The organism is Aminobacter sp. P4_D5, from assembly GCF_056401815.1.
The window spans coordinates 1-19,881 of sequence record NZ_JBFUIP010000103.1 but is presented as its reverse complement, the minus strand read 5'-3'; the positions used below and the strand labels follow the sequence as shown (position 1 = coordinate 19,881).

Genomic DNA, 19,881 nt, shown 5'->3' with positions numbered 1-19,881 from the left:
GCACGCGATCTCGATCGATGTGCAGGGCTCAGTCGGCTACTATTGCGGCGGCATGAACCAGAACAGCACGATCACCGTGCATGGTTCGGCTGGCCCCGGCGTCGGTGAAAACATGATGTCGGGCACGATCATCGTGAAGGGCGACGCCAGCCAATATGCGGGCGCCACCGGTCGCGGCGGCCTGCTGGTCATCGAAGGCAACGCCTCKTCGCGCTGCGGCATCTCGATGAAGGGCATCAACATCGTCGTGCGCGGCAATATCGGCCACATGTCGGCCTTCATGGCTCAGTCCGGCAATCTCGTTGTCCTCGGCGATGCCGGCGATGCGCTAGGCGACTCGATCTACGAGGCGCGCCTGTTCGTGCGCGGCTCGGTCAAGAGCCTGGGCGCTGACTGCATCAAGAAGGAAATGCGCCCCGAGCACATCGCCATCCTGAAGGACCTGCTTGATCGCGCCGGCATCGCCGACGTCAAGCCGGAAGAGTTCTCGCGCTACGGTTCCGCGCGTACGCTCTACAACTTCAACATCGACAACGCCGACGCTTACTGAGGAACAAAATGAGCTATCACAATCCTCCGACGACGCCACGCAAGTCGGCCACGTTCGATGAATATGCAATGTCCGAAATCCGTCGCGCCGCAGCGACCGGTATTTATGACATTCGTGGCTCCGGTGCGAAGCGCAAGGTCCCGCATTTCGACGACCTTCTGTTCCTCGGCGCTTCGATTTCGCGCTATCCGCTCGAAGGCTACCGTGAAAAGTGCGACACCTCGGTGGTGCTCGGCGCGCGTTACGCCAAGAAGCCGATCGAACTGAAGATTCCGATCACCGTTGCCGGCATGAGCTTCGGCTCGCTGTCGGGCCCGGCCAAGGAAGCACTCGGCCGCGGCGCAACGATTGCTGGAACCTCGACGACCACCGGCGACGGCGGCATGACCGAGGAAGAGCGCGGGCATTCCAAGCAACTGGTCTACCAGTACCTGCCGTCGCGCTACGGCATGAACCCGCGCGATCTGCGTCGTGCTGATGCCATCGAAATCGTTGTCGGCCAGGGCGCCAAGCCGGGCGGCGGCGGCATGCTTTTGGGTCAGAAGATTTCCGACCGCGTTGCAGAAATGCGTACGCTGCCCAAGGGTATCGATCAGCGCTCGGCCTGCCGTCACCCCGACTGGACCGGTCCGGACGATCTCGAGATCAAGATCCTCGAAATCCGCGAGATCACCGATTGGGAAAAGCCGATCTACGTCAAGATTGGTGGCGCGCGCCCCTATTATGACACGGCACTAGCAGTGAAGGCCGGCGCCGACGTCGTTGTGCTCGACGGCATGCAGGGCGGCACGGCAGCAACCCAGGAGGTGTTCATCGAGCACGTCGGCCAGCCGATCCTGGCTTGTATCCGTCCTGCCGTTCAGGCGCTCCAGGATCTCGGCATGCACCGCAAGGTTCAGCTGATTGTCTCCGGTGGCATACGCAATGGTGCCGATGTGGCCAAAGCGCTTGCACTCGGCGCCGATGCAGTATCGATTGGAACCGCGGCGCTTATCGCGCTCGGCGACAACGACCCGCGTTGGGAGGACGAATACCAGAAGCTCGGCACCACTGCCGGCGCTTACGACGATTGGCACGAGGGCAAGGACCCTGCCGGCATCACCACGCAGGATCCCGAGCTGATGAAGCGCGTTGATCCGATCGCAGCTGGTCGCCGTCTGGCGAATTATCTGAAGGTCATGACGCTAGAGGCACAGACGATCGCCCGTGCCTGCGGCAAGAATCACTTGCACAATCTCGAGCCTGAGGATCTCTGCGCTCTTTCGATCGAAGCTGCCGCCATGGCTGGCGTGCCGCTAGCGGGAACGAGCTGGGTGCCTGGTAAGGGTCCCTTTTAAAACCACAAGGATTGGGAGGAGCAATTCACATGGGTACGGCCTTTGAAGCCAAAATCGATCAGTCGGAGGTGACTGATCTCAAAGAGTTCGCAAGGGCTCGCAACATCCGATATTTCATGGTCTCGTATACGGACCTCTTTGGAGGTCAGCGCGCCAAGCTGGTGCCGGCGCAGGCCATTTCGGACATGCAAAAGGACGGAGCCGGCTTTGCCGGCTTCGCGACCTGGCTGGATCTGACCCCGGCACATCCAGACATGCTGGCTGTGCCGGATCCGCTTTCAGTGATCCAGCTGCCGTGGCGCCCGGAAGTAGCCTGGCTCGCATCTGACTGCCTGATGGAAGGCAAGGGTGTCGCCCAAGCCCCGCGCAACACGCTGAAGCGCCTGGTCGCCGAAGCCGCCAAGGAAGGCATGCGGGTCAAGACCGGCGTCGAGCCGGAATTCTTCCTCACCACGCCGGATGGCAGCCAGATTGCCGACGAGTACGATACGGCGGCAAAGTCCTGCTATGACCAACAGGCTGTCATGCGCCGCTTCGACGTCATCGCCGAAATCTGCGATGCCATGCTCGACCTCGGCTGGAAGCCCTACCAGAACGACCATGAGGACGCGAACGGCCAGTTCGAAATGAACTGGGAGTATGACGACGTTCTCCAGACCGCCGACAAGCACTCCTTCTTCAAGTTCATGGTTCGCTCGATCGCCGAAAAGCACGGCCTGCGCGCGACCTTCATGCCGAAGCCCTTCCAGGGTCTCACCGGCTCTGGCTGCCATGCCCATATCTCGGTGTGGGATCTTGCCGGCAAGTCCAATGCCTTTGCCGACAAGAACATGGAACTCGGTCTTTCCGAGAAGGGCCGCCACTTCCTCGGCGGCATCATGAAGCATGCCTCGGCGCTCGCCGCGATCTGCAACCCGACTGTCAATTCCTACAAGCGCATCAACGCACCGCGTACCCTTTCGGGTGCGACCTGGGCGCCTAACACAGTGACCTGGACCGGCAACAACCGCACCCACATGGTGCGTGTGCCAGGCCCCGGCCGCTTCGAACTGCGCCTGCCCGACGGCGCTGCCAACCCCTACCTGATGCAGGCGATCATCATCGCCGCCGGCCTCAGCGGCATTCGCTCCAAGGCCGATCCTGGCCCGCGCAGCGATGTCGACATGTACCGTGAAGGCCACACCGTCACCCATGGCGCCAAGCTGCCGCTCAACCTGCTTGATGCACTGCGCGCCTATGACGAAGACAGCGAGCTGAAGGCTGCGATGGGCGAAGAGTTCTCCGCCGCCTACATCAAGCTCAAGCACCAGGAGTGGAACTCCTACGCTTCCCACTTCACCCAGTGGGAACGCGACCACACGCTGGACGTCTGAGGCACCCAAACAGGCATTGCGCCCGGTCTTCCAGATCGGGCGCGGGCCTCGGACACACCTCACATTTCGCCGGAACACATGCGATGAAATATTCGATCTTCTCACTCGCCAAGGAAGCCCTGTCCGGCCACAAGGGCTGGACCCGCGCCTGGCGCGATCCGGCACCCAAGAGCCACTACGACGTGATCATCATCGGCGGCGGCGGACATGGGCTCGCCACGGCTTATTTCCTCGCCAACGAGTACGGCATCCGCAATGTCGCGGTGCTTGAAAAGGGCTGGATCGGCTCCGGCAACGCCGGCCGCAACACCACCATCATCCGCTCCAACTACGGACTTCCCGGCAATACCGGCTTCTACGAGATGTCGATGAAGCTGTGGGAGCGCATGGAGCAGGATCTTAACTACAATGCGATGGTCTCCCAGCGCGGCATCATCAACCTCTATCACTCCGATGCCCAGCGCGACGCCTTTGCCCGCCGTGGCAACACCATGCGCATCAATGGCATCGACGCAGAATTGCTCGACGCCGTGCAGATCCGCAAGGAATTGCCGTTCCTCAATTACGACAGCCCGCGCTTCCCGATCATGGGCGGCCTCATGCAGCGCCGCGGCGGCACCGCCCGCCACGATGCGGTGGTATGGGGTTATGCGCGCGCCGCCGACCAGCGTGGCGTCGACATCATCCAGAATTGCGAAGTCACCGGCTTCGTCCGCGACCAGAATGGCAAGGTCACCGGCGTCGAGACATCGCGCGGCAAGATCAGCGCCGGCAAGGTTGGCATGGCGGTGGCCGGCAGCACCTCGCGTGTTGCCGCCATGGCCGGCATGAAGCTGCCGATCGAAAGCCATGTGCTCCAGGCCTTCGTTTCCGAGGCGATCAAGCCGCTCATCCCGGGCGTCATCACTTTTGGCGCCGGCCACTTCTACATCAGCCAGTCCGACAAGGGCGGCCTCGTATTTGGTGGCGACCTCGACGGCTACAATTCCTACGCCCAACGCGGCAACATGCCGGTGGTCGAGGACGTTTGCGAAGGCGGCATGGCAGTCATGCCGATGATCGGCCGCGTCCGCATGCTGCGCCAGTGGGGCGGCATCATGGACATGTCGATGGACGGCACCCCGATCATCGACAAGACCCCGATCGATGGCCTCTATCTCAACGCCGGCTGGTGTTATGGCGGCTTCAAGGCGACACCGGCGTCGGGCCTCGTCTTTGCCCATTTGCTGGCGCGCGACGAACCGCATCCCGAGGCTGCACGCTTCCGGCTCGACCGGTTCCGTCGCGGCGCGATGATCGATGAAAAGGGCCAAGGCGCCCAACCCAACCTGCACTGAAAGCGAGACTGGCGGAATGCGTATTGCATGTCCTTTCTGCGGCGAACGCGAGAACGGCGAGTTCACCTATCTCGGCGACGCCTCGCCCAAGCGGCCCAACTTCGCAATCGATAGCGGCGAAAGCCCCGATCGCGTCGAGGACGCTTTCCACGACTATGTCTATCTGCGCGACAACGTCGCCGGCTACATGCGCGAATATTGGTACCACGGCGGCGGATGCCGCTCCTGGCTGATAGCCGAGCGTAACACGGTGACGCATGAATTCAGATCGGTGACGGCGGCCCCCGGCGTGGGTGCGTCCAAGCCGGTGCAGGCAGGAGAATAAAGATGTCGGGCTATTCCGGATCTGAACCGCTCGACAGGACGGCCGCACTTGAGGGCAGCACCCCCAGCGCGCGCAGCCAGGCAGCATCCGCCAGCCAGTCGCACCGGCTGCGCAGCGGCGGCCTGATCGACCGCCAGGCACCACTGCAGTTTTCCTTCGACGGCAAGGTCATGTCCGGCTTTGCCGGCGATACGCTGGCCTCGGCACTCGTTGCCAATGGCGTCAAGCTGGTGGCGCGCTCCTTTAAGTATCACCGCCCGCGCGGCATCATCACCGCAGGCTCGGAAGAGCCAAGCGCACTCGTCGAGATGCGAACCGGTGCGCGCAAGGAACCAAACACCCGCGCCACAACGCAAGAGCTTTATGACGGGCTGGTAGCCCAGAGCCAGAACCGCTGGCCCTCGCTGCGCCGCGACTTCATGTCGATCAATCAGCTGTTTTCGCCGATCTTCGTCGCCGGCTTCTACTACAAGACCTTCATGTGGCCGGCGAAGTTCTGGGAAGCGATCTACGAGCCGATCATCCGCCGCGCCGCCGGCCTCGGCAAGAGCGCCGAACTGCCCGATCCCGATCACTACGACAAGGCCTGGGCCCATTGCGACGTGCTCGTCGTTGGTGGCGGGGCTGCTGGTCTTTCGGCCGCATTGGCCGCTGGCCGGGCCGGTTCGCGTGTTATTCTTGTCGAAGAAGACGTCCGTGTCGGTGGCCGCCTGCTCAGCGATGGTGGCGAGATCGATGGCATGCATGCGGACGAATGGGTGCGGCGCACGGCGGCCGAGCTCGCTTCGCTGCCAAATGTCCGCATCATGGTCCGCACAGCACTGTTCGGCGTCTATGACGGCGGTGTTCATACCGCGCTCGAACGCGTCAACGACCATGTCCCGGTGCCCGGTCCGCATCAGGTCCGCCAGCGTCTCTGGCGCATCGTCGCCAAGCGCTCGGTCGTCACCGCTGGCGCCATCGAGCGGCCAATAGCCTTCCCGGGCAATGACCGTCCGGGCGTGATGATGGCCTCGGCCGTCCGCACCTATGTCAACCGCTTCGCAGCGATGCCGGGCAAGCGCGTTGCGCTATTCACCAACAATGACGATGGCTGGCGCACGGTCGAGGCGATCCAGCAGGCCGGTGGCGACATTTCCGCTGTGATCGATCCCCGCGGTAAGGTGCCGGCGGAATATCAGGCCCTTGCCGAGCTCTCGGATCTGCGTGTGCTCTCGGGCGGCGTGTCCGACGTCAAGGGCGGCGTCGACGGCGTGCGMGGCGTCATCGTTACCGACAATAACGGCCGCAAGCAGCAGATCGACGCCGACTGCCTGGCTGTTTCGGGCGGTTGGAACCCCAATGTCGGACTGTCCTGCTTCCATCGCGGCAAGCCTGTTTGGCGTGACGATATCGCTGCCTTCATCCCCGGCGAGGCCCCCAAGGGCATGGTCATGGCCGGTGCGGCGCGTGGCGAATTCTCCCTCGGTGCCTGCCTGCGCGACGGCCATGCAGCCGGTGCGGCAGCGGCGGCCGATTGCGGTGCTTCAGGCAATGCCGGCGAAGCGTCGGAAGCCGGCGACGAGTCCTACGCGATCTCGCCACTCTGGCAGGTCAAGGCCAAGGGCAAGGCATTCGTCGACTTCCAGCACGACGTCACCGTATCCGACGTGACGCTGGCGCAGCGCGAAGGCTTCGAGAGCGTCGAGCATCTCAAGCGCTACACCACGCTTGGCATGGCGACCGACCAGGGCAAGACCTCCAACATCACCGGCCTCGCCATCATGGCCGACGCCACCGGCCGCACCATCCCGCAGACTGGTACGACGATCTATCGTCCACCCTATGCCCCGGTGGCCATCGGCGCGCTCGCTGGCCATCACCGCGACGAGAGCTTCCACGCCTGGCGCCTGACGCCGTCGCATCATTGGGCAGCTGCACGTGGCGCGGTATTCGTCGACACCGGCCTGTGGAAGCGCGCGCAATGGTATCCGCAGCCGGGCGAAAAGGACTGGATTGAATCGGTCACCCGTGAAGTGCTCGCAGTGCGCAACGGCGTCGGCTTCTGCGACGTTTCCACGCTCGGCAAGGTCGATGTGCGTGGTGCCGACGCCGGTACCTTCCTCGACCGCGTCTACATCAACGCCTTCTCCTCGCTCGCCGTTGGCAAGGCCCGCTACGGCCTGATGCTGCGTGAGGATGGCATCGTGATGGACGACGGCACGACCTCGCGCATCGCTGAAGACCACTATTTCCTGACCACGACCACGGCCAAGGCCGGGCCTGTCATGGCGCATCTTGAATTCTGCCGCCAGGTGCTCTGGCCCGAACTCGACGTGCAGTTGTCGTCCGCCACCGACCAGTGGGCGCAGTTCTCCATCGCCGGGCCCAACACCCGCAAGCTGCTGCAGGAACTTGTCGATCCGTCGGAAGACATGACCAATGAGGGCTTCCCGTTCATGGGTGCGCGCGAGGTCAAGCTGCGGGGCGGGGTCACGGCACGCCTATTCCGTATCTCGTTCTCCGGCGAAATCGCCTTCGAGATCTCGGTTCCGGCCCGCTATGGCGCTGCCATGGCGCAAAACCTGATGATTGCCGGCCGCGATCTGGGCGTCACGCCCTATGGCACCGAAGCCCTTGGCGTCATGCGCATCGAAAAGGGACACGTCGCTGGTCCCGAGCTCAATGGCACCACGACCGCCGACGATCTCGGCCTTGGCAAGATGATGTCGAAGAAGAAGGACTTCATTGGCCGCGTCATGGCGGGTCGTGAAGGGCTGACTGCCACCGACCGTCAGGTCGTCGTCGGTATCAAGCCGCTCGACCCAAAACGCCGCCTGCGCTCCGGTGCCCATGTCGTTCCCAAGGGTGCGATCCCAGGTCCGCAGACGGACCAGGGCTACGTCACCTCGGTCTGCTATTCGCCGATGCTGGAACAGTGGATCGGCCTTGGTCTGGTCGAACGCGGCCGCGAGCGCTTCGGAGAAATCGTGCGCATCCACGACCCGCTGCGCAGTGAGGACTACGAAGCCGAAATCTGCAACCCAGTCTTCTACGATCCAGAAGGAGCGCGCCAGCGTGGTTGATTATCTCTGGAACACCCAATCGCCGTTGCAGAAGGCACTCGTTCCGGGCCGTCACGGCGCGTCTGGAACACATGCCGGCGTGACGCTCAACGAAGTGCGCGACATCGTTCTGGTGCAGGTCATGGCGCGGCGCGGCAAAGCGGCGGAAACCGCCAAGGCAGCCAAGAAGCTCTTCGGCGTCGAGGCACCAACCACACCCAAGGCCGTCATAGGCAAAACCGCCACGCTGATCTGGTCTGGTCCCGACCAGTTCACGGTCATTGCGCCACGTACCGATGAGGCATCGCAGCTTGCAGCCATGACCCAGGTTTTCGCTGGCTCGGCGTCGCTGTCCGATCAGTCGGACGGCCGCTGCCTGATCCGCGTTTCAGGACCGCGTGGCCGCGATGCGATCGCGAAGTTCTCGTCGCTCGACTTGCATGACGCGGCCTTTCCGGTCGGCACCGCAGCGAACACGTCGATTGACCACACGGCGGTCAATTTCTGGCGCGAGGCCAATGGCGCTGACGGACATCCCGTCTACAATATACTGGTCTTCACCAGCTTCTCTGACAGCCTGTGGCACACCATTGTGGATTCGTCGCTGGAGTATGGCGTCGAAGCTTCGAGCGCCCGCGCAGCCTGACACGCGCTGCGCATCAGCCAAACAGGAAAGCCCCGTTCGACTGGACGGGGCTTCTTCTTTTGACGCGCAGTCTCACGAGCCAGGCTGACATTCAGGCATGGAAAAGCTCTGCCGCAAGCGCAGGACGCTTCCGGCAGAGCTCATTGGATTGGAACAGGATCAGGCCTCGACGCAGGCCTTGCGCAGCTGGATCAGCGAGGCCGTCGGGCGCAGCAACGACAAGGTCATGCGCTCGACGCAGAGTGGCATTACCAGCTTGGCACCGTCGGCATAGAACGACCCGCCGGTGGCCCGGAACGAGCCCTTGTCGATGATGGTTTCCAGCACGTCGCGCGTGCGCAGCGGCAACAGATCTGTGCAGGCGCTCATGCGGGCGAAGATATGGCTGATGGGCACGTTGAAGCTGTCGACCGCGACGAGCGGTTCTTCGCTTCCTTCCTTCCATTCCTCGAGCGCTTCGAGCGCGTCATGAAAGGCGTTCTGGAGGGTGATGGGCGCGTGGCCTTCGAAAAGTTCCGGCAGCACTTTCTGCATTGGCATGTTCCTCTTCAAGCTCGGTTGGATTGTGCTGCGGGGATGCGGATTTCGGTAGCTGACCTCACTTTCATGCGCCTCCCCAACTTGCCTTGTATGCAACATACTTGCACATGAGTTAAATGTCGTCCACTGCAAAACGCGCTGGACCAATCGTGACGAAGTTCCTGATTTTCCGCCCGCAGCGGTAGTCCGATTTGTGCCAGGCAATCATCGTTCGGCCAGTGCCGGCACCACCCGAACGAATAGGAAATCTACCCGTACGGGGCGTTTTCAACGGGCGGGAAAACCGATCTGCTTGCTTTCGGGAAAACAGCATTTTCGGGATAGCCGGCTCAACGGTTCGGCGCCCCGGAACAACACGAGATGAACGGGTGCCGCTTGGAGGAGAGCAGACCACTCAGCTTTCGCGAAGACGTCCGCAGCCTGCTTTTCAGGCTGCTCCTGGCCGTCGTCAGCGAACGCGAGCCCAATATGGCGGAGGTGCTTACCGGCCGCGTGAGCCTCGATGCTCTGGCCAGCGAGCAACGCATAGCCGCTCTGCAGGCCACCGGCATCTGGTTCCAGCTTGTCGCAATCGCCAATGAGCTGCTTGCGATGCGCTCGCGCCGTGAGCTTGAGCAGATGGGCGGTGCTGACGAAGTGATCGGCTCGTTTGCCAATGTCATGGGCGAAATCGCAGCCGGCGGCTACCCGGCCGAGCAGATCCAGGCCACCCTCGATGACCTCTGCGTCGGCCCCACCATGACGGCGCATCCCACCGAGGCCAAGCGCGTCACCGTGCTTGAAATCCACCGCCGCATCTATCGCAAGCTGACCGAACTCGAACAGCAGCGCTGGGCGCCGCGCGAACGCGAGCAGCACATCAGCGACCTCAAGAGCGAGATCGAGCTTTTGTGGATGTCGGGCGAGCTGCGACTCGAACGGCCGTCGGTGGAACGTGAAATCGCCTGGGGCCTGCACTTCTTCCGCGAAGTGATCTTCGAGGCGACGCCCAAGCTTTATGACAGCGTCGAAGAAGCGCTGGCGCGTCACTATCCGGAATATGACCTCAAGGTGCCGTCGTTCATGCGCTATGCCTCCTGGATTGGCGGCGACCGCGATGGCAATCCCAACGTCACCGCCAAGACCACGGCCTATGCGCTTAATGAATGCCGCCAGGCGATCGTCGGCTGGTACATCGGCCAGGTGCGCAAGCTGGTCACCGTGCTCAGCATCAGCGCCAATGTCGTCGATATCCCTGATACCTTCATCAAGGCGCTGGGGCATGCGCTGCACCGCAGCGGCAATGCCTCGGAGATCGTCGCACGCAATCCCGAAGAGCCGCTGCGCCAGTTCGCCGCCGCTATGCTCGACCGTCTGGAGGCGATGCGCGGCGAGGCTTCGGCCAAGCCTTATGGTCGCTCGGATGCCTTCAAGGCTGACCTGCGCGAGCTTGAAAACGTGCTGGCCCAGCTCGGCGGCAAGCTGATCGCCAGGCGTTTTGTCCGGCCCTTGCGCCAGCAGGTTGAAACCTTCGGCTTCCGCACCGTTTCGCTCGACATCAGGCAGAACTCCACTGTCGTCAATCGGGTGTTGGCCGAGTTGTTCAAGCTCGCCGATCCGGCTGCTGCACCAGCACCCGATACCCCGCAATGGACGCAGCGTATCCGCGCGGCGCTGAATTCCGGCGAACAGCTAGAGGTCGATCGCCTGGCGCTTTCCGAAGAAGCACAGGAACTGCTCGACCTGTTCGATGTCATCCGTAAGGCTTCGGCTGGCCTCAATGGTGGCGCTGTCGGTGCCTTCATCTTGTCGATGACGCGGTCGAGCGACGATCTTTTGGCCGTTTATCTGCTCGCTCAATATTCCGGCCTGGCGACAGTCATGGACGGCAGCGGAACCATCGCACTCCGCGTCGTGCCGCTGTTTGAAACCATCGACGATCTGCGCGCCGCGCCCGAAATCCTCGACCAGTTGTTTGGCGTCTCCATTGTCCGCCGCTCGGTGCGCGATTTCGGCAACGCCCAGGAAGTGATGCTCGGCTACTCCGACTCCAATAAGGATGGCGGCTTCCTTGCCTCCAACTGGGAGCTGAACAAGGCGCAGCGGCGGATCACAGCGCTCGGCATCAAGCGCAAGGTCAAGATCAGCTTCTTCCATGGCAGAGGCGGGTCGGTCAGCCGCGGCGGTGCGCCGACGGGCAGGGCGATCGCCGCCCAACCAGCCGGCACGATCGGCGGTGCGATGCGCGTCACCGAACAGGGTGAGGTCGTTTCGTCGAAATTCGCCAATCGCGGCACCGGGCTCTACCAGCTCGAAATCCTCGCTGCGAGCGTCTTTGCCCACAGCGTCAAGTCGCCGAACGAAGCCGAGCTCAAGGACATCCCCGAGTTCAGCGAAGCACTGGAAGCACTGACCGGCATGTCGCAGGCGTCATATTCGGGCCTCATCAATGAGCCGGGTTTTATCGATTATTTCCACCAGGCAAGCCCGGTCGAGGAATTGTCGCTGCTCAAGATCGGCTCGCGCCCAGCGCGTCGTTTCGGCGCCCGCGACATCTCCGACCTGCGCGCCATTCCTTGGGTCTTCGCCTGGAGCCAGAACCGTCATCTCTTGACCAACTGGTACGGCATCGGCAGCGCGTTGAACTCGTTCGTCAACGTGCGCGGCGAGGCTGGTCTGGAACTGCTCAGGCAGATGTTCGAGCGCTCACGCTTCTTTCGCCTCGTCGTCGACGAGGTCGACAAGGGCCTCTACCAGTCCGACATGGACATTGGCTGTCTCTATGCCGGACTGGTGCAGGACCGCGAGGTCGGCGAGCGCATCTACCGCAAGATATCGGCCGAATATGCGCTGACGCGGCGGATGATCTCCGAGGTCAATGGCGGGCTGAAGCTGTCAGAGCGTTTTCCGGCCTTCAAGCGCCATTTCGACCGCATCCGGCCGCAGATGGACTCGATCCACCGGCTGCAGGTGCAGCTCTTGCGCGAGGTTCGCGCCCAGGATGGCGCCACCGCCAACCCCAAGCGCGCGGTCAACGCGCTCTTGCTTTCGATCAACTGCATTTCCGCCGGCCTCGGCTGGACCGGATGAACACAAATTTGGGCGCCGCACGGCGCTATTAGGGAGGAGCCTCATGAATATTCCCACCAGACCCGGCATCGGCAGTGCCCGCCACTTCTTCCGCACCGGCGTTGCCCAGGCGGACCCCGCCGTCAGCGACGCGATGGGTCGGGAGCTTCAGCGCCAGCGCGACGAGATCGAGCTGATCGCGTCGGAAAACATCGTCTCCAAGGCGGTGCTTGAGGCGCAAGGTTCGGTGCTGACCAACAAATACGCCGAGGGTTATCCCGGCCGCCGCTATTATGGCGGCTGCGCCTATGTCGACGAGATCGAGGATCTGGCGCGCGAGCGCGCCAAGACGATGTTCGGCTGCAGCTTCGCCAACGTCCAGCCCAATTCGGGCAGCCAGGCCAACCAGTCGGTGTTCATGGCGCTGATGAAGCCCGGCGATACCTTCTTGGGCCTCAACCTTTCCGCAGGCGGGCACCTGACCCATGGCGCGCCGGTCAACCAGTCCGGCAAGTGGTTCAACGTCGTCTCCTATGGCGTCAAGCCTGACACCTGCCGCATTGACATGGACGAGGTGCGCGACCTCGCCAAGAAGCACCAGCCCAAGGTGATCCTCGCCGGCGGTTCGGCCTATCCGCGTATCATCGACTTCAAGGCGTTCCGTGAGATCGCCGACGAGGTTGGCGCCAAGCTGTTCGTCGACATGGCGCATTTCGCGGGCCTGGTGGCCGGTGGCGTCCATCCCAATCCGCTCGAACACGCCCATGTCGTGACTACCACGACGCACAAGACCCTGCGTGGGCCGCGTGGCGGCATGGTGCTGTCCAGCGACGAAGAGATCGGCAAGAAGATCAATTCGGCTGTTTTCCCTGGTCTTCAGGGTGGGCCGCTGATGCATGTCATTGCCGCCAAGGCGGTTGCCTTTGGCGAGGCGCTGACGCCCGACTTCAAGGTCTATGCCGCCAACGTCGTATCCAACGCCAAGGCGCTCGCCGAAACGCTGCAGGATGGTGGTGTCGACATCGTCTCAGGCGGTACCGACACGCATCTGATGCTGGTCGATCTCAGGCGCAAGAACCTCACCGGCAAGGCTGTCGAAGCTGCACTCGGCCGCGCCCACATCACCTGCAACAAGAACGGCATCCCGTTCGACCCGCAGGGACCGATGGTCACGTCTGGTGTTCGTCTTGGCACACCTGCCTGCACGACGCGCGGTTTCCTCAATGAAGAGTTCCGCCAGGTCGGGCGCATGACGATGGCCGTCATCGACGGGCTTGCGGCCAATGGCGAGGAAGGCAACGTTAAGATCGAGGCCGCCGTTCGCGAAGAAACACGCGATTTGGTCGGGCGATTCCGAATCTACGACTGATTTCTGTCGTAGAAGAGCGGGCATTGCCTTGGCGAATTCGGTTGGAATGCGCCAAGGCAGGATGCCGATGTCGATGGCGGGCTGATGGCGCAACAAAAGAAGCTGAATGTCCTGATCGCCGAGCGCAATCCGCTGGTGATTTCGGCCTTGCGCGACATGATCAGCCGCGACGAGCGCTTTGATTTCGCCGAGGGAGTCCAGAGCGGCGAGGCCTTCATACGGGCCGTGGAGGAAGCGCGGCCGGCTTTCGACGTCGCCATCGTCGGCTGGAAGCTATCCGACATGKATGCCGGCGAGGTGTTGGCCGAACTCCAGCGCCGGCAGCTGGTGGCGCGGCTGGTCATCTTTTCCAACGACCATGATGTCGGCATTCTGAAGCAATGCGTGCGGCTCGGCGCCCAGGGCTTCTGCTATCAGTTCGACGACCCGTGCATCCTGTTCGACACGCTTCTTGCGGTGGCAAATGGCCGTATCTGCATTCCTTATGTCGATGTCGCCAAGATCAACGAGACGCCGCTGTCGCGCCTGACGACGCGCGAGCTCGAACTGCTCGGCGTTTTGGCCGACGGCTGGACCAATCTGCAGATCGCGACACGGACCGGGATCTCGGAGAACACGGTCAAGTATCACCTGAAAAATCTCTACGACAAGCTGGGCGTGCGCAACCGCGCCATGGCGGTCGCGCTCTATGCCAGCGAGCGCAAGCGCGGCCCCCAACCAAGCCCGCGATAGAGCCGGTCAGGGCAGGCCGAGCGCCTTTTTCTCTTCCGCTTCCGACAGCGGCGCCCCGGCCTGGGTGGTGGTCAGATAGGCATCGACAGTTTCGGAGGTCCCGGCCGGAACGTAGTCTTGTCCTGCAGCGGGTGCCGCCACTGCAAGCCTGAGATCCCATTGCTGGTCGACGCGACAAACGACAGAAACCAGCGACGACTTCGACGGTCGATGAAGCTCGAACTCACGGCAGAGCGCACCCGCCTCGTCACGGAAACTGGAAACGAGTTTTACTGTCGTGTCGCCGACGGTCACATCGTTACCTGACGGTGTGGCGTCAATCGCCCTGACGATGGCCGGATCGTGGAGCGAAGCGACGGCAAAACCATCCGCAGCCGATCCGCCGGACTTTCCGGCAAGATACCCGCCGGCGCCGACGATGACGGCAGCGAGCGAAGCCGCCAGCGGCAGTGCCCAGCTCGAGCTGATCTTGCGTGGCGCGCGCGGCTGAAACGCGATGACGTTCTCCTGAGTAGGCAGTTCGCTTGCTTCGACAGGTGCGTTGTCCCGCTGACGCGCCTCGTCGATCAATTTTTGCACCGACAACGTCAGGGTGTCGGGTACCGGTTCGTCGATCAAAGGCTTCAGCGTAGCCGATGCCTGGGCGCGGCTTTCCATGAAGGTGGCGACGCGGGCAATTAGCGCGTCATCGGTGCCCATGGCCTCCTCGATTGTCGCCGTGGTTTCAGCGTCGAGCTCGCCGTCGGCGAAGGCCATAAGGGTTTCGTCGTCGAAATCGCGCCTGTTCATATCTTCCCACCTTTTTCGGGTGAACGGTCCGCCGCGGGGTTTATTCCGGCTGCCTCTGCAAGATTCTTGCGCGCGCGGGCAAGCCTGCTCATGACAGTGCCAATGGGGATCGACAACACCTCGGCTGCTTCCTTGTAGGACAGATCCTCGACGCAGACGAGCAGCAGCACCTCGCGCTGTTCGTCGACAAGCTCGTCGATCGCCACAGCCACGCTTTTCAGCGTGAGGCGCGCTTCGACGTCGCGTTCGCCGCTCGAACCGACAATATCCTGGCGGTCGTCGATGTCTTCGCGCGGGCCAGCCGTCTTTGTGCGCCTGACCTGGTCGATCCACAGATTGCGCAGGATGCGAAACATCCATGCGTCGAAACGGCTGCCCGCCTCGAACCGCTCCTGTCCGGCAAGCGCCCGCTCGCAGGCCGCCTGCACCAGGTCATCGGCAAGGTCGCGCGACCGGCACAGCGAGATGGCGAACCGTCGCAGATTGGGCAGGAAAGCGACCAGACGATCGCTGACCGGAACCTCGTCACCCTTCATGCAGTCGTATCCTGTCTCTCCCCCGCGAATAATACGGTCCCCGAAGGAATAAGAAGGGGCTTCGTCCGTTGGGCCCAAAATGCACAAATGTAGTCAAAATGATATGGGATGCCGAAAGGCTTATGTGGATCGCTAACATTTGCCGTCGGTGTGCCGCATCGCCAGGAAAGGACAAACCATGCCTCTGAAGCCCCCATCGGGTTCACTTGCGATTGTTTTCGCGCTGGCCTTGAGCGGCGCGACTTTTGGTGCCCCTGTGGCAACGCCTTTGATAGGGCAGGTATTTGGAACTGGCCTTGTATTCGCCGATGATGACGATGACGGGGGCAGCGGTGGTGGAGGCGGAAGCTCCTCCGGCGGCAGCAGGGACTCTAGTACGGCGGCACAAGGGGTTGGAAAGGGGCGAAGCCTTTTCGACCTTTTCCGCAAACCGGAACCACGCCGCAAGGCAGGCGCACGGCCGGCTCCCGCACTTGTGCGCCAGGCGCCGCAAGAGATCGTGGCACTCGGTCTCGACCAAGGCGCGATCATGAACCTGACCGCCTCGGGCTATCTGATCAGCGACCGTGCTGATGTAACGCTCGTCGGGGCCGAAATCGTCAAACTGCGTGTTCCCAGCGGCACGACGCTCGAGGCGGCGCGCACTGAGGTGGCAGCCGCGGCACCCAACGCAGCGGTCGACTTCAACCACTTCTACCGGCCCGATCAGGACCGCCCCGACCCTTGCGGTGCGGACCAGTGCCTGGCGCGCCATGTCGTTGGCTGGCCCGAGACCGGGGCGATGCCGGATCGCTGCACGGCCCCGGTGCGGATCGGTCTCATCGACACGGCGATCAATGCCGAACATCTCGCCTTCGCCGGTGGGCGGATCGAGACCATAAGGTTGGGGACAGGCGACCTGCCGGAGTCGGCGCGCCAGCACGGCACGGCGGTGGCGGCACTTCTTGTCGGTTCGGCGGAAAGCCGAACGCCCGGCCTCGTGCCCGGCGGCGAACTCGTTGCCGTCGACGCATTCCAGCGCACCGGCAATGACGACCGTTCTGCCGTCTACGATCTTGTGCGGGCGATCGACTTGTTGGCGGGAAAGGGCGTGCTGGTCATCAATATGAGCCTGACCGGCCCGGCGAACCTTCTGCTCGAGCGCACTGTCGAGTTGGCGGCGCAGCGCGACATCGTATTGGTCGCGGCCGCCGGCAATGGCGGCCCGCGCGCGGCCCCGCTTTATCCCGGCGCCTATGAGGAAGTGATTGCGGTGACGGCGATCGACCGGCGCAAGAATGCCTACCGGCGCGCTGGCGCAGGCGACCATATCGACATCGCGGCACCAGGCGTCCAGGTCTGGACGGCGGCCTCGGTCAAGGGTGCCTCGTCCAAGACGGGCACGTCTTTCGCAGCCCCCTTCGTCACGGCTGCTGCGGCGATGATCAAGGCTGCCAATCCGCAACTCAAGGCCGACGAAGTCGAAGCGTTGTTGCGTCAAGGTGCCGAAGACCTGGGCAAGCCCGGCAAGGACCCGGTGTTCGGCTGGGGCCTGCTCAACGCACGGACGATCTGCCAGAGCTGACAGCAGCCTCACGAAAGTGCCACCGCGAAATCCGCGGTGGCTCTTTCGTTGCCTCTTCGTCAGGCGGCGGCGCGGGACGGAGTTTTCGCGCGCGGAGGCTGCTTTTGGCTGCGCCGCACGGCACTGGCCTGATTGAGGCGCATGCCGACCAGGATCATGCGCGAGGCGTCCTCGGCGGCGCGCACCAGCAGCTTCGATGCGGCATCAATGGCTTCGTCGAGGCYGCACGGACGCTTGAGGATCGAGGCAAAGGCGTCGATACCGTGCTCGAAATTGAGCGTCACACCTTTGCCGATGGTGCCGGCAAGCGCGATCACCGGCAGGCCTGCTGCCTTGGCCCTGTGACCGACCTCCGCCGGCACCTTGCCGAAAGGGGTCTGGCCATCGAGGCTGCCTTCGGCGGTGATGATGAGATTGGCGCGGGCGATCAGACTGTCGAGGTCGAGATAGTTCATCACGATTTCGTAGCGCGGGTGAAGTTTACCGGACAAAAGTCCAAGTACGGCGGCACCGAGCCCGCCCGACGCGCCAGCGCCTTCAGCCGCGCCAACGTCGATGCCGGTGGTGGCAAGGATATGCGCGGCGTAGTTGTCCATGGCCTGCGCCAGAAGCTCGACCTGCTCGGGCGTTGCCCCTTTTTGCGGACCGAAGACCCTTGCAACGCCACGCGGGCCCAGTAGCATGTTGTGCCAGTTGACAGCGGCATCGATGCGGACGCTTTCGAGGCGCGGGTCGCGGCCCGACATGTCGATGCTGGCGAGCCTTGCGAGTTCCGCGCCGCCTGCGGCGAGCAGCCGGCCTTCATTGTCGAGGAAGCGCACGCCAAGCGCTTCGGCCATGCCGGCGCCGCCGTCGTTGATGCCGCTGTCGCCGCAGCCGAGCAGAATACGCTCAGCGCCAGCGTCGAGTGCTGCCTTGATCAGTTCGCCAACGCCGTAGCTGGTGGTCAGGCACGGGTTTCGCCTGTCACGCGGCACCAGGCGCAGGCCTGCGGCGGCCGCCATTTCAATGACTGCGGTGCGTACCGGCGCGCCGCCGAGGAAACCAAAGAACGACGGCACGGGATCACCGACCGGCCCTGTCACGGTGAGGCGGTGCATGGTGCCGCCGGTGGCTGCGATCAGTGCTTCGGTGAAGCCTTCGCCGCCGTCGACCATAGGTGCCTTCAGGATCTTTGCTTGCGGAAATGCACGCAGCACGCCTTCGCCGATGCAGTCGGCCACTTCATTGGCGGACAGGCTTTCCTTGAAGCCGGAAGGCGCGACAAGAACGGTGAATGTCATGGAAATAACTCCTCGTCTTTCATGTGAACGATGGAGGAGAAACGGGAGCCGGCCAGCTTTATTCCGTTCGAAAAATGAAAATATTACAATGGCTTAAATGAATATGGCCAAGCCGTCTCCGGCTTGGCCATATTAGATCTGAACAACACTTTTCTTTGCGTCAGAGTGGCATGCCGAGCATCGGCCAGGCGAAGATCGCGAAGACGCCTAGCAAGACGATGAAGGGGATAAAAAGCAGTGCAGAAAGCCATAGCAGATCGACTGCCGAAAACGCCGGCGGCTCCATGCCGCCGAACAATGTCACCGGCTTGGCGGAGACCATCAGCGTCTGGCAAAAGCCGCTGCCGAGCGTGACGACCAGGATCATCGCGGCCGGATTCACGCCGAGCCCGGCGAGCGGCAGCGCCAGTGCTGGGATGAGCACGGTGGCGCGCGCGGTGCGCGAGGTGATGACAATATGGGYGAGCGCGGACACGGTTGCCGCAAAGGCAATCAGGATCCACGGGGCAGGGGCGACCGAGCCTTGGAAGGCTGCCATGACACGGTCGACCACTAGCTTGGCCGCGCCGGTTTCGAGCAGGGCCTCGCCGATGACGAGCGTGGCGGCAAGAAATAGCAGCAGGTTCCACTCGACGCCCTTGAGCGCGGCCTTGAAGGTGATACCCGACACGGATTTCGAAGCTACGACAAGCGCCCCCACGAGTGCCACAACGGGCAGGCCGACGCCGTGCAGGCTGCCGGTTGCCCAAAGCGCGACGGTAATGCCAACAACTGCAAGAATGGTCTTGTCGCGGCTGGAGAATGCTCCTGCTGCCCCGTCGGCATGTGTCACCAGCGCTTTGCGGTCTTCGCTTTTGAGGAACACAAACAGGATCAGGCCGCAGGCGATGAGGCTGGAGATCAGCGCGAAGGGCGCGCTCAACACCGCCCAGGTGGCGAAGTCGACGGGCTCGCCCGAAACGCGCTTGATCGCATCGGCCGCCACCAGATGAGCGCCGGCGCCTGTCAGCGAAGCGGCAGCCGAGAGCAGGATCACTGATGGAAACAGCAAGGCAAGTGCGCGCGTCACGCTCGGCCTGCCGATAGCCGCCGACAAGCTCAGGAAGATAGGCATCAGGATCGCCGCACGCGCTGATGTCGACGGTACAAGGAAGGCTGTGAGGAAGATCGCGCCTGTCGTTGCCCAGAAAATGCTTTGCACGGTTCGGAACGGCGCGAGCATGCGGAAAGCGCAGCGCTCGGCAAGCCCGGTCTGTTTCAGCACCGCGCCAATGACGAAGGCTGCCAGCATCAGGACGACGATCTCGCTGCCGAGTGCCGCAAAAAGCGCCTGCTCGCCGACGGCACCTGCCAAAACCAGCGCCAGCGCCCCGGCCAGCGCTACCGGGGTTTCCGGCAAGTCCATGAC

Annotated in this window: 17 protein-coding genes; 11 read left to right on the top strand and 6 right to left on the bottom strand. The window is 63.0% G+C overall.

All coding sequences use genetic code 11. From position 1 onward, the window contains the following. From AC1DWF_RS20430 to AC1DWF_RS20400, 7 genes are all read left to right on the top strand, one after another. Window positions 1-550 (top strand): GltB/FmdC/FwdC-like GXGXG domain-containing protein (locus AC1DWF_RS20430; RefSeq protein ID WP_476841990.1); only part of this gene is annotated, 550 nt, incomplete at its 5' end. A gap of 8 nt (window positions 551-558) precedes the next feature. After that, window positions 559-1,887 (top strand): FMN-binding glutamate synthase family protein, encoded by a 1,329-nt coding sequence (locus AC1DWF_RS20425; RefSeq protein WP_476788058.1) that lies wholly within the window; start codon window positions 559-561, stop codon window positions 1,885-1,887. 29 nt (window positions 1,888-1,916) lie between these two features. After that, entirely contained in the window at window positions 1,917-3,260 is a 1,344-nt protein-coding gene (gene glnT, locus AC1DWF_RS20420) for a type III glutamate--ammonia ligase (protein WP_476786490.1), read from the top strand. 83 nt (window positions 3,261-3,343) lie between these two features. Next, the gene (locus AC1DWF_RS20415) at window positions 3,344-4,597 is read left to right on the top strand and encodes a sarcosine oxidase subunit beta family protein (RefSeq protein ID WP_476788057.1); all 1,254 of its coding nucleotides are present in this window, start codon (window positions 3,344-3,346) and stop codon (window positions 4,595-4,597) included. Window positions 4,598-4,613: 16 nt separating this feature from the next. Beyond that, window positions 4,614-4,922, top strand: a complete 309-nt coding sequence (locus tag AC1DWF_RS20410; protein ID WP_476786934.1) for a sarcosine oxidase subunit delta — start codon at window positions 4,614-4,616, stop codon at window positions 4,920-4,922. 2 nt (window positions 4,923-4,924) lie between these two features. Further along, window positions 4,925-7,987 carry a sarcosine oxidase subunit alpha family protein gene (locus AC1DWF_RS20405; protein WP_476788056.1) on the top strand — a complete coding sequence of 1,021 codons (3,063 nt, stop codon included), beginning with the start codon at window positions 4,925-4,927 and terminating at the stop codon, window positions 7,985-7,987. After that, window positions 7,980-8,612 (top strand): sarcosine oxidase subunit gamma, encoded by a 633-nt coding sequence (locus AC1DWF_RS20400; RefSeq protein WP_476786815.1) that lies wholly within the window; start codon window positions 7,980-7,982, stop codon window positions 8,610-8,612. Before AC1DWF_RS20405 ends, AC1DWF_RS20400 begins: the two co-directional genes overlap by 8 nt. A 159-nt stretch (window positions 8,613-8,771) precedes the next feature. On the opposite strand, the gene AC1DWF_RS20395 is transcribed toward AC1DWF_RS20400, so the two are convergent. Further along, entirely contained in the window at window positions 8,772-9,146 is a 375-nt protein-coding gene (locus tag AC1DWF_RS20395) for a BRA0787 family protein (RefSeq protein ID WP_476841989.1), read from the bottom strand. 366 nt (window positions 9,147-9,512) lie between these two features. Between AC1DWF_RS20395 and AC1DWF_RS20390 the strand changes: the two genes are divergently transcribed. The 3 genes from AC1DWF_RS20390 to AC1DWF_RS20380 all read left to right on the top strand — a co-directional run bounded on the left by AC1DWF_RS20390 (window position 9,513) and on the right by AC1DWF_RS20380 (window position 14,301). Further along, the gene (locus tag AC1DWF_RS20390) at window positions 9,513-12,221 is read left to right on the top strand and encodes a phosphoenolpyruvate carboxylase (protein WP_476785741.1); all 2,709 of its coding nucleotides are present in this window, start codon (window positions 9,513-9,515) and stop codon (window positions 12,219-12,221) included. A 43-nt stretch (window positions 12,222-12,264) separates the two neighbouring features. Continuing rightward, window positions 12,265-13,569: a serine hydroxymethyltransferase gene (gene glyA / locus AC1DWF_RS20385; RefSeq protein WP_476804460.1), complete on the top strand. Its 1,305-nt coding sequence runs from the start codon at window positions 12,265-12,267 to the stop codon at window positions 13,567-13,569. Between the two features lie 84 nt (window positions 13,570-13,653). After that, the gene (locus AC1DWF_RS20380; protein ID WP_476841988.1) at window positions 13,654-14,301 is read left to right on the top strand and encodes a LuxR C-terminal-related transcriptional regulator; all 648 of its coding nucleotides are present in this window, start codon (window positions 13,654-13,656) and stop codon (window positions 14,299-14,301) included. Between the two features lie 6 nt (window positions 14,302-14,307). Here AC1DWF_RS20380 and AC1DWF_RS20375 read toward each other — a convergent pair whose 3' ends face one another. The 3 genes from AC1DWF_RS20375 to AC1DWF_RS20365 all read right to left on the bottom strand — a co-directional run bounded on the left by AC1DWF_RS20375 (window position 14,308) and on the right by AC1DWF_RS20365 (window position 16,146). After that, a complete protein-coding gene (locus AC1DWF_RS20375; protein ID WP_476787131.1) occupies window positions 14,308-15,090 on the bottom strand; it encodes an anti-sigma factor family protein in 783 nt (260 codons plus the stop codon). Then, entirely contained in the window at window positions 15,087-15,626 is a 540-nt protein-coding gene (locus tag AC1DWF_RS20370) for an RNA polymerase sigma factor (RefSeq protein ID WP_476787132.1), read from the bottom strand. Before AC1DWF_RS20370 ends, AC1DWF_RS20375 begins: the two co-directional genes overlap by 4 nt. Window positions 15,627-15,828: 202 nt before the next feature. Further along, window positions 15,829-16,146, bottom strand: coding sequence for a hypothetical protein (locus tag AC1DWF_RS20365; RefSeq protein WP_476841991.1), 318 nt, complete (start codon window positions 16,144-16,146; stop codon window positions 15,829-15,831). On the opposite strand from AC1DWF_RS20365, the gene AC1DWF_RS20360 reads away from it, so the two are divergent. Then, window positions 16,102-17,190 (top strand): S8 family serine peptidase, encoded by a 1,089-nt coding sequence (locus AC1DWF_RS20360; RefSeq protein ID WP_476841987.1) that lies wholly within the window; start codon window positions 16,102-16,104, stop codon window positions 17,188-17,190. The two genes, AC1DWF_RS20365 and AC1DWF_RS20360, sit on opposite strands and share 45 nt — an antisense overlap. A gap of 59 nt (window positions 17,191-17,249) precedes the next feature. Here AC1DWF_RS20360 and AC1DWF_RS20355 read toward each other — a convergent pair whose 3' ends face one another. After that, window positions 17,250-18,473 carry a glycerate kinase family protein gene (locus tag AC1DWF_RS20355; RefSeq protein WP_476841986.1) on the bottom strand — a complete coding sequence of 408 codons (1,224 nt, stop codon included), beginning with the start codon at window positions 18,471-18,473 and terminating at the stop codon, window positions 17,250-17,252. 160 nt (window positions 18,474-18,633) lie between these two features. After that, window positions 18,634-19,881: SLC13 family permease (locus AC1DWF_RS20350; protein ID WP_476841985.1), on the bottom strand; the 1,248-nt coding region annotated here is incomplete at its 5' end.

Excerpts from the sequence above, each read along its gene's own strand:
- AC1DWF_RS20415 (WP_476788057.1), top strand. The coding sequence starts at position 3,344 with ATGAAATATTCGATCTTCTCACTCGCCAAGGAAGCCCTGTCCGGCCAC.
- glyA (WP_476804460.1), top strand. The coding sequence starts at position 12,265 with ATGAATATTCCCACCAGACCCGGCATCGGCAGTGCCCGCCACTTCTTC.
- AC1DWF_RS20375 (WP_476787131.1), bottom strand. The coding sequence starts at position 15,090 with ATGAACAGGCGCGATTTCGACGACGAAACCCTTATGGCCTTCGCCGAC.
- AC1DWF_RS20370 (WP_476787132.1), bottom strand. The coding sequence starts at position 15,626 with ATGAAGGGTGACGAGGTTCCGGTCAGCGATCGTCTGGTCGCTTTCCTG.
- AC1DWF_RS20410 (WP_476786934.1), top strand. The coding sequence starts at position 4,614 with ATGCGTATTGCATGTCCTTTCTGCGGCGAACGCGAGAACGGCGAGTTC.
- AC1DWF_RS20390 (WP_476785741.1), top strand. The coding sequence starts at position 9,513 with ATGAACGGGTGCCGCTTGGAGGAGAGCAGACCACTCAGCTTTCGCGAA.
- glnT (WP_476786490.1), top strand. The coding sequence starts at position 1,917 with ATGGGTACGGCCTTTGAAGCCAAAATCGATCAGTCGGAGGTGACTGAT.
- AC1DWF_RS20395 (WP_476841989.1), bottom strand. The coding sequence starts at position 9,146 with ATGCAGAAAGTGCTGCCGGAACTTTTCGAAGGCCACGCGCCCATCACC.
- AC1DWF_RS20425 (WP_476788058.1), top strand. The coding sequence starts at position 559 with ATGAGCTATCACAATCCTCCGACGACGCCACGCAAGTCGGCCACGTTC.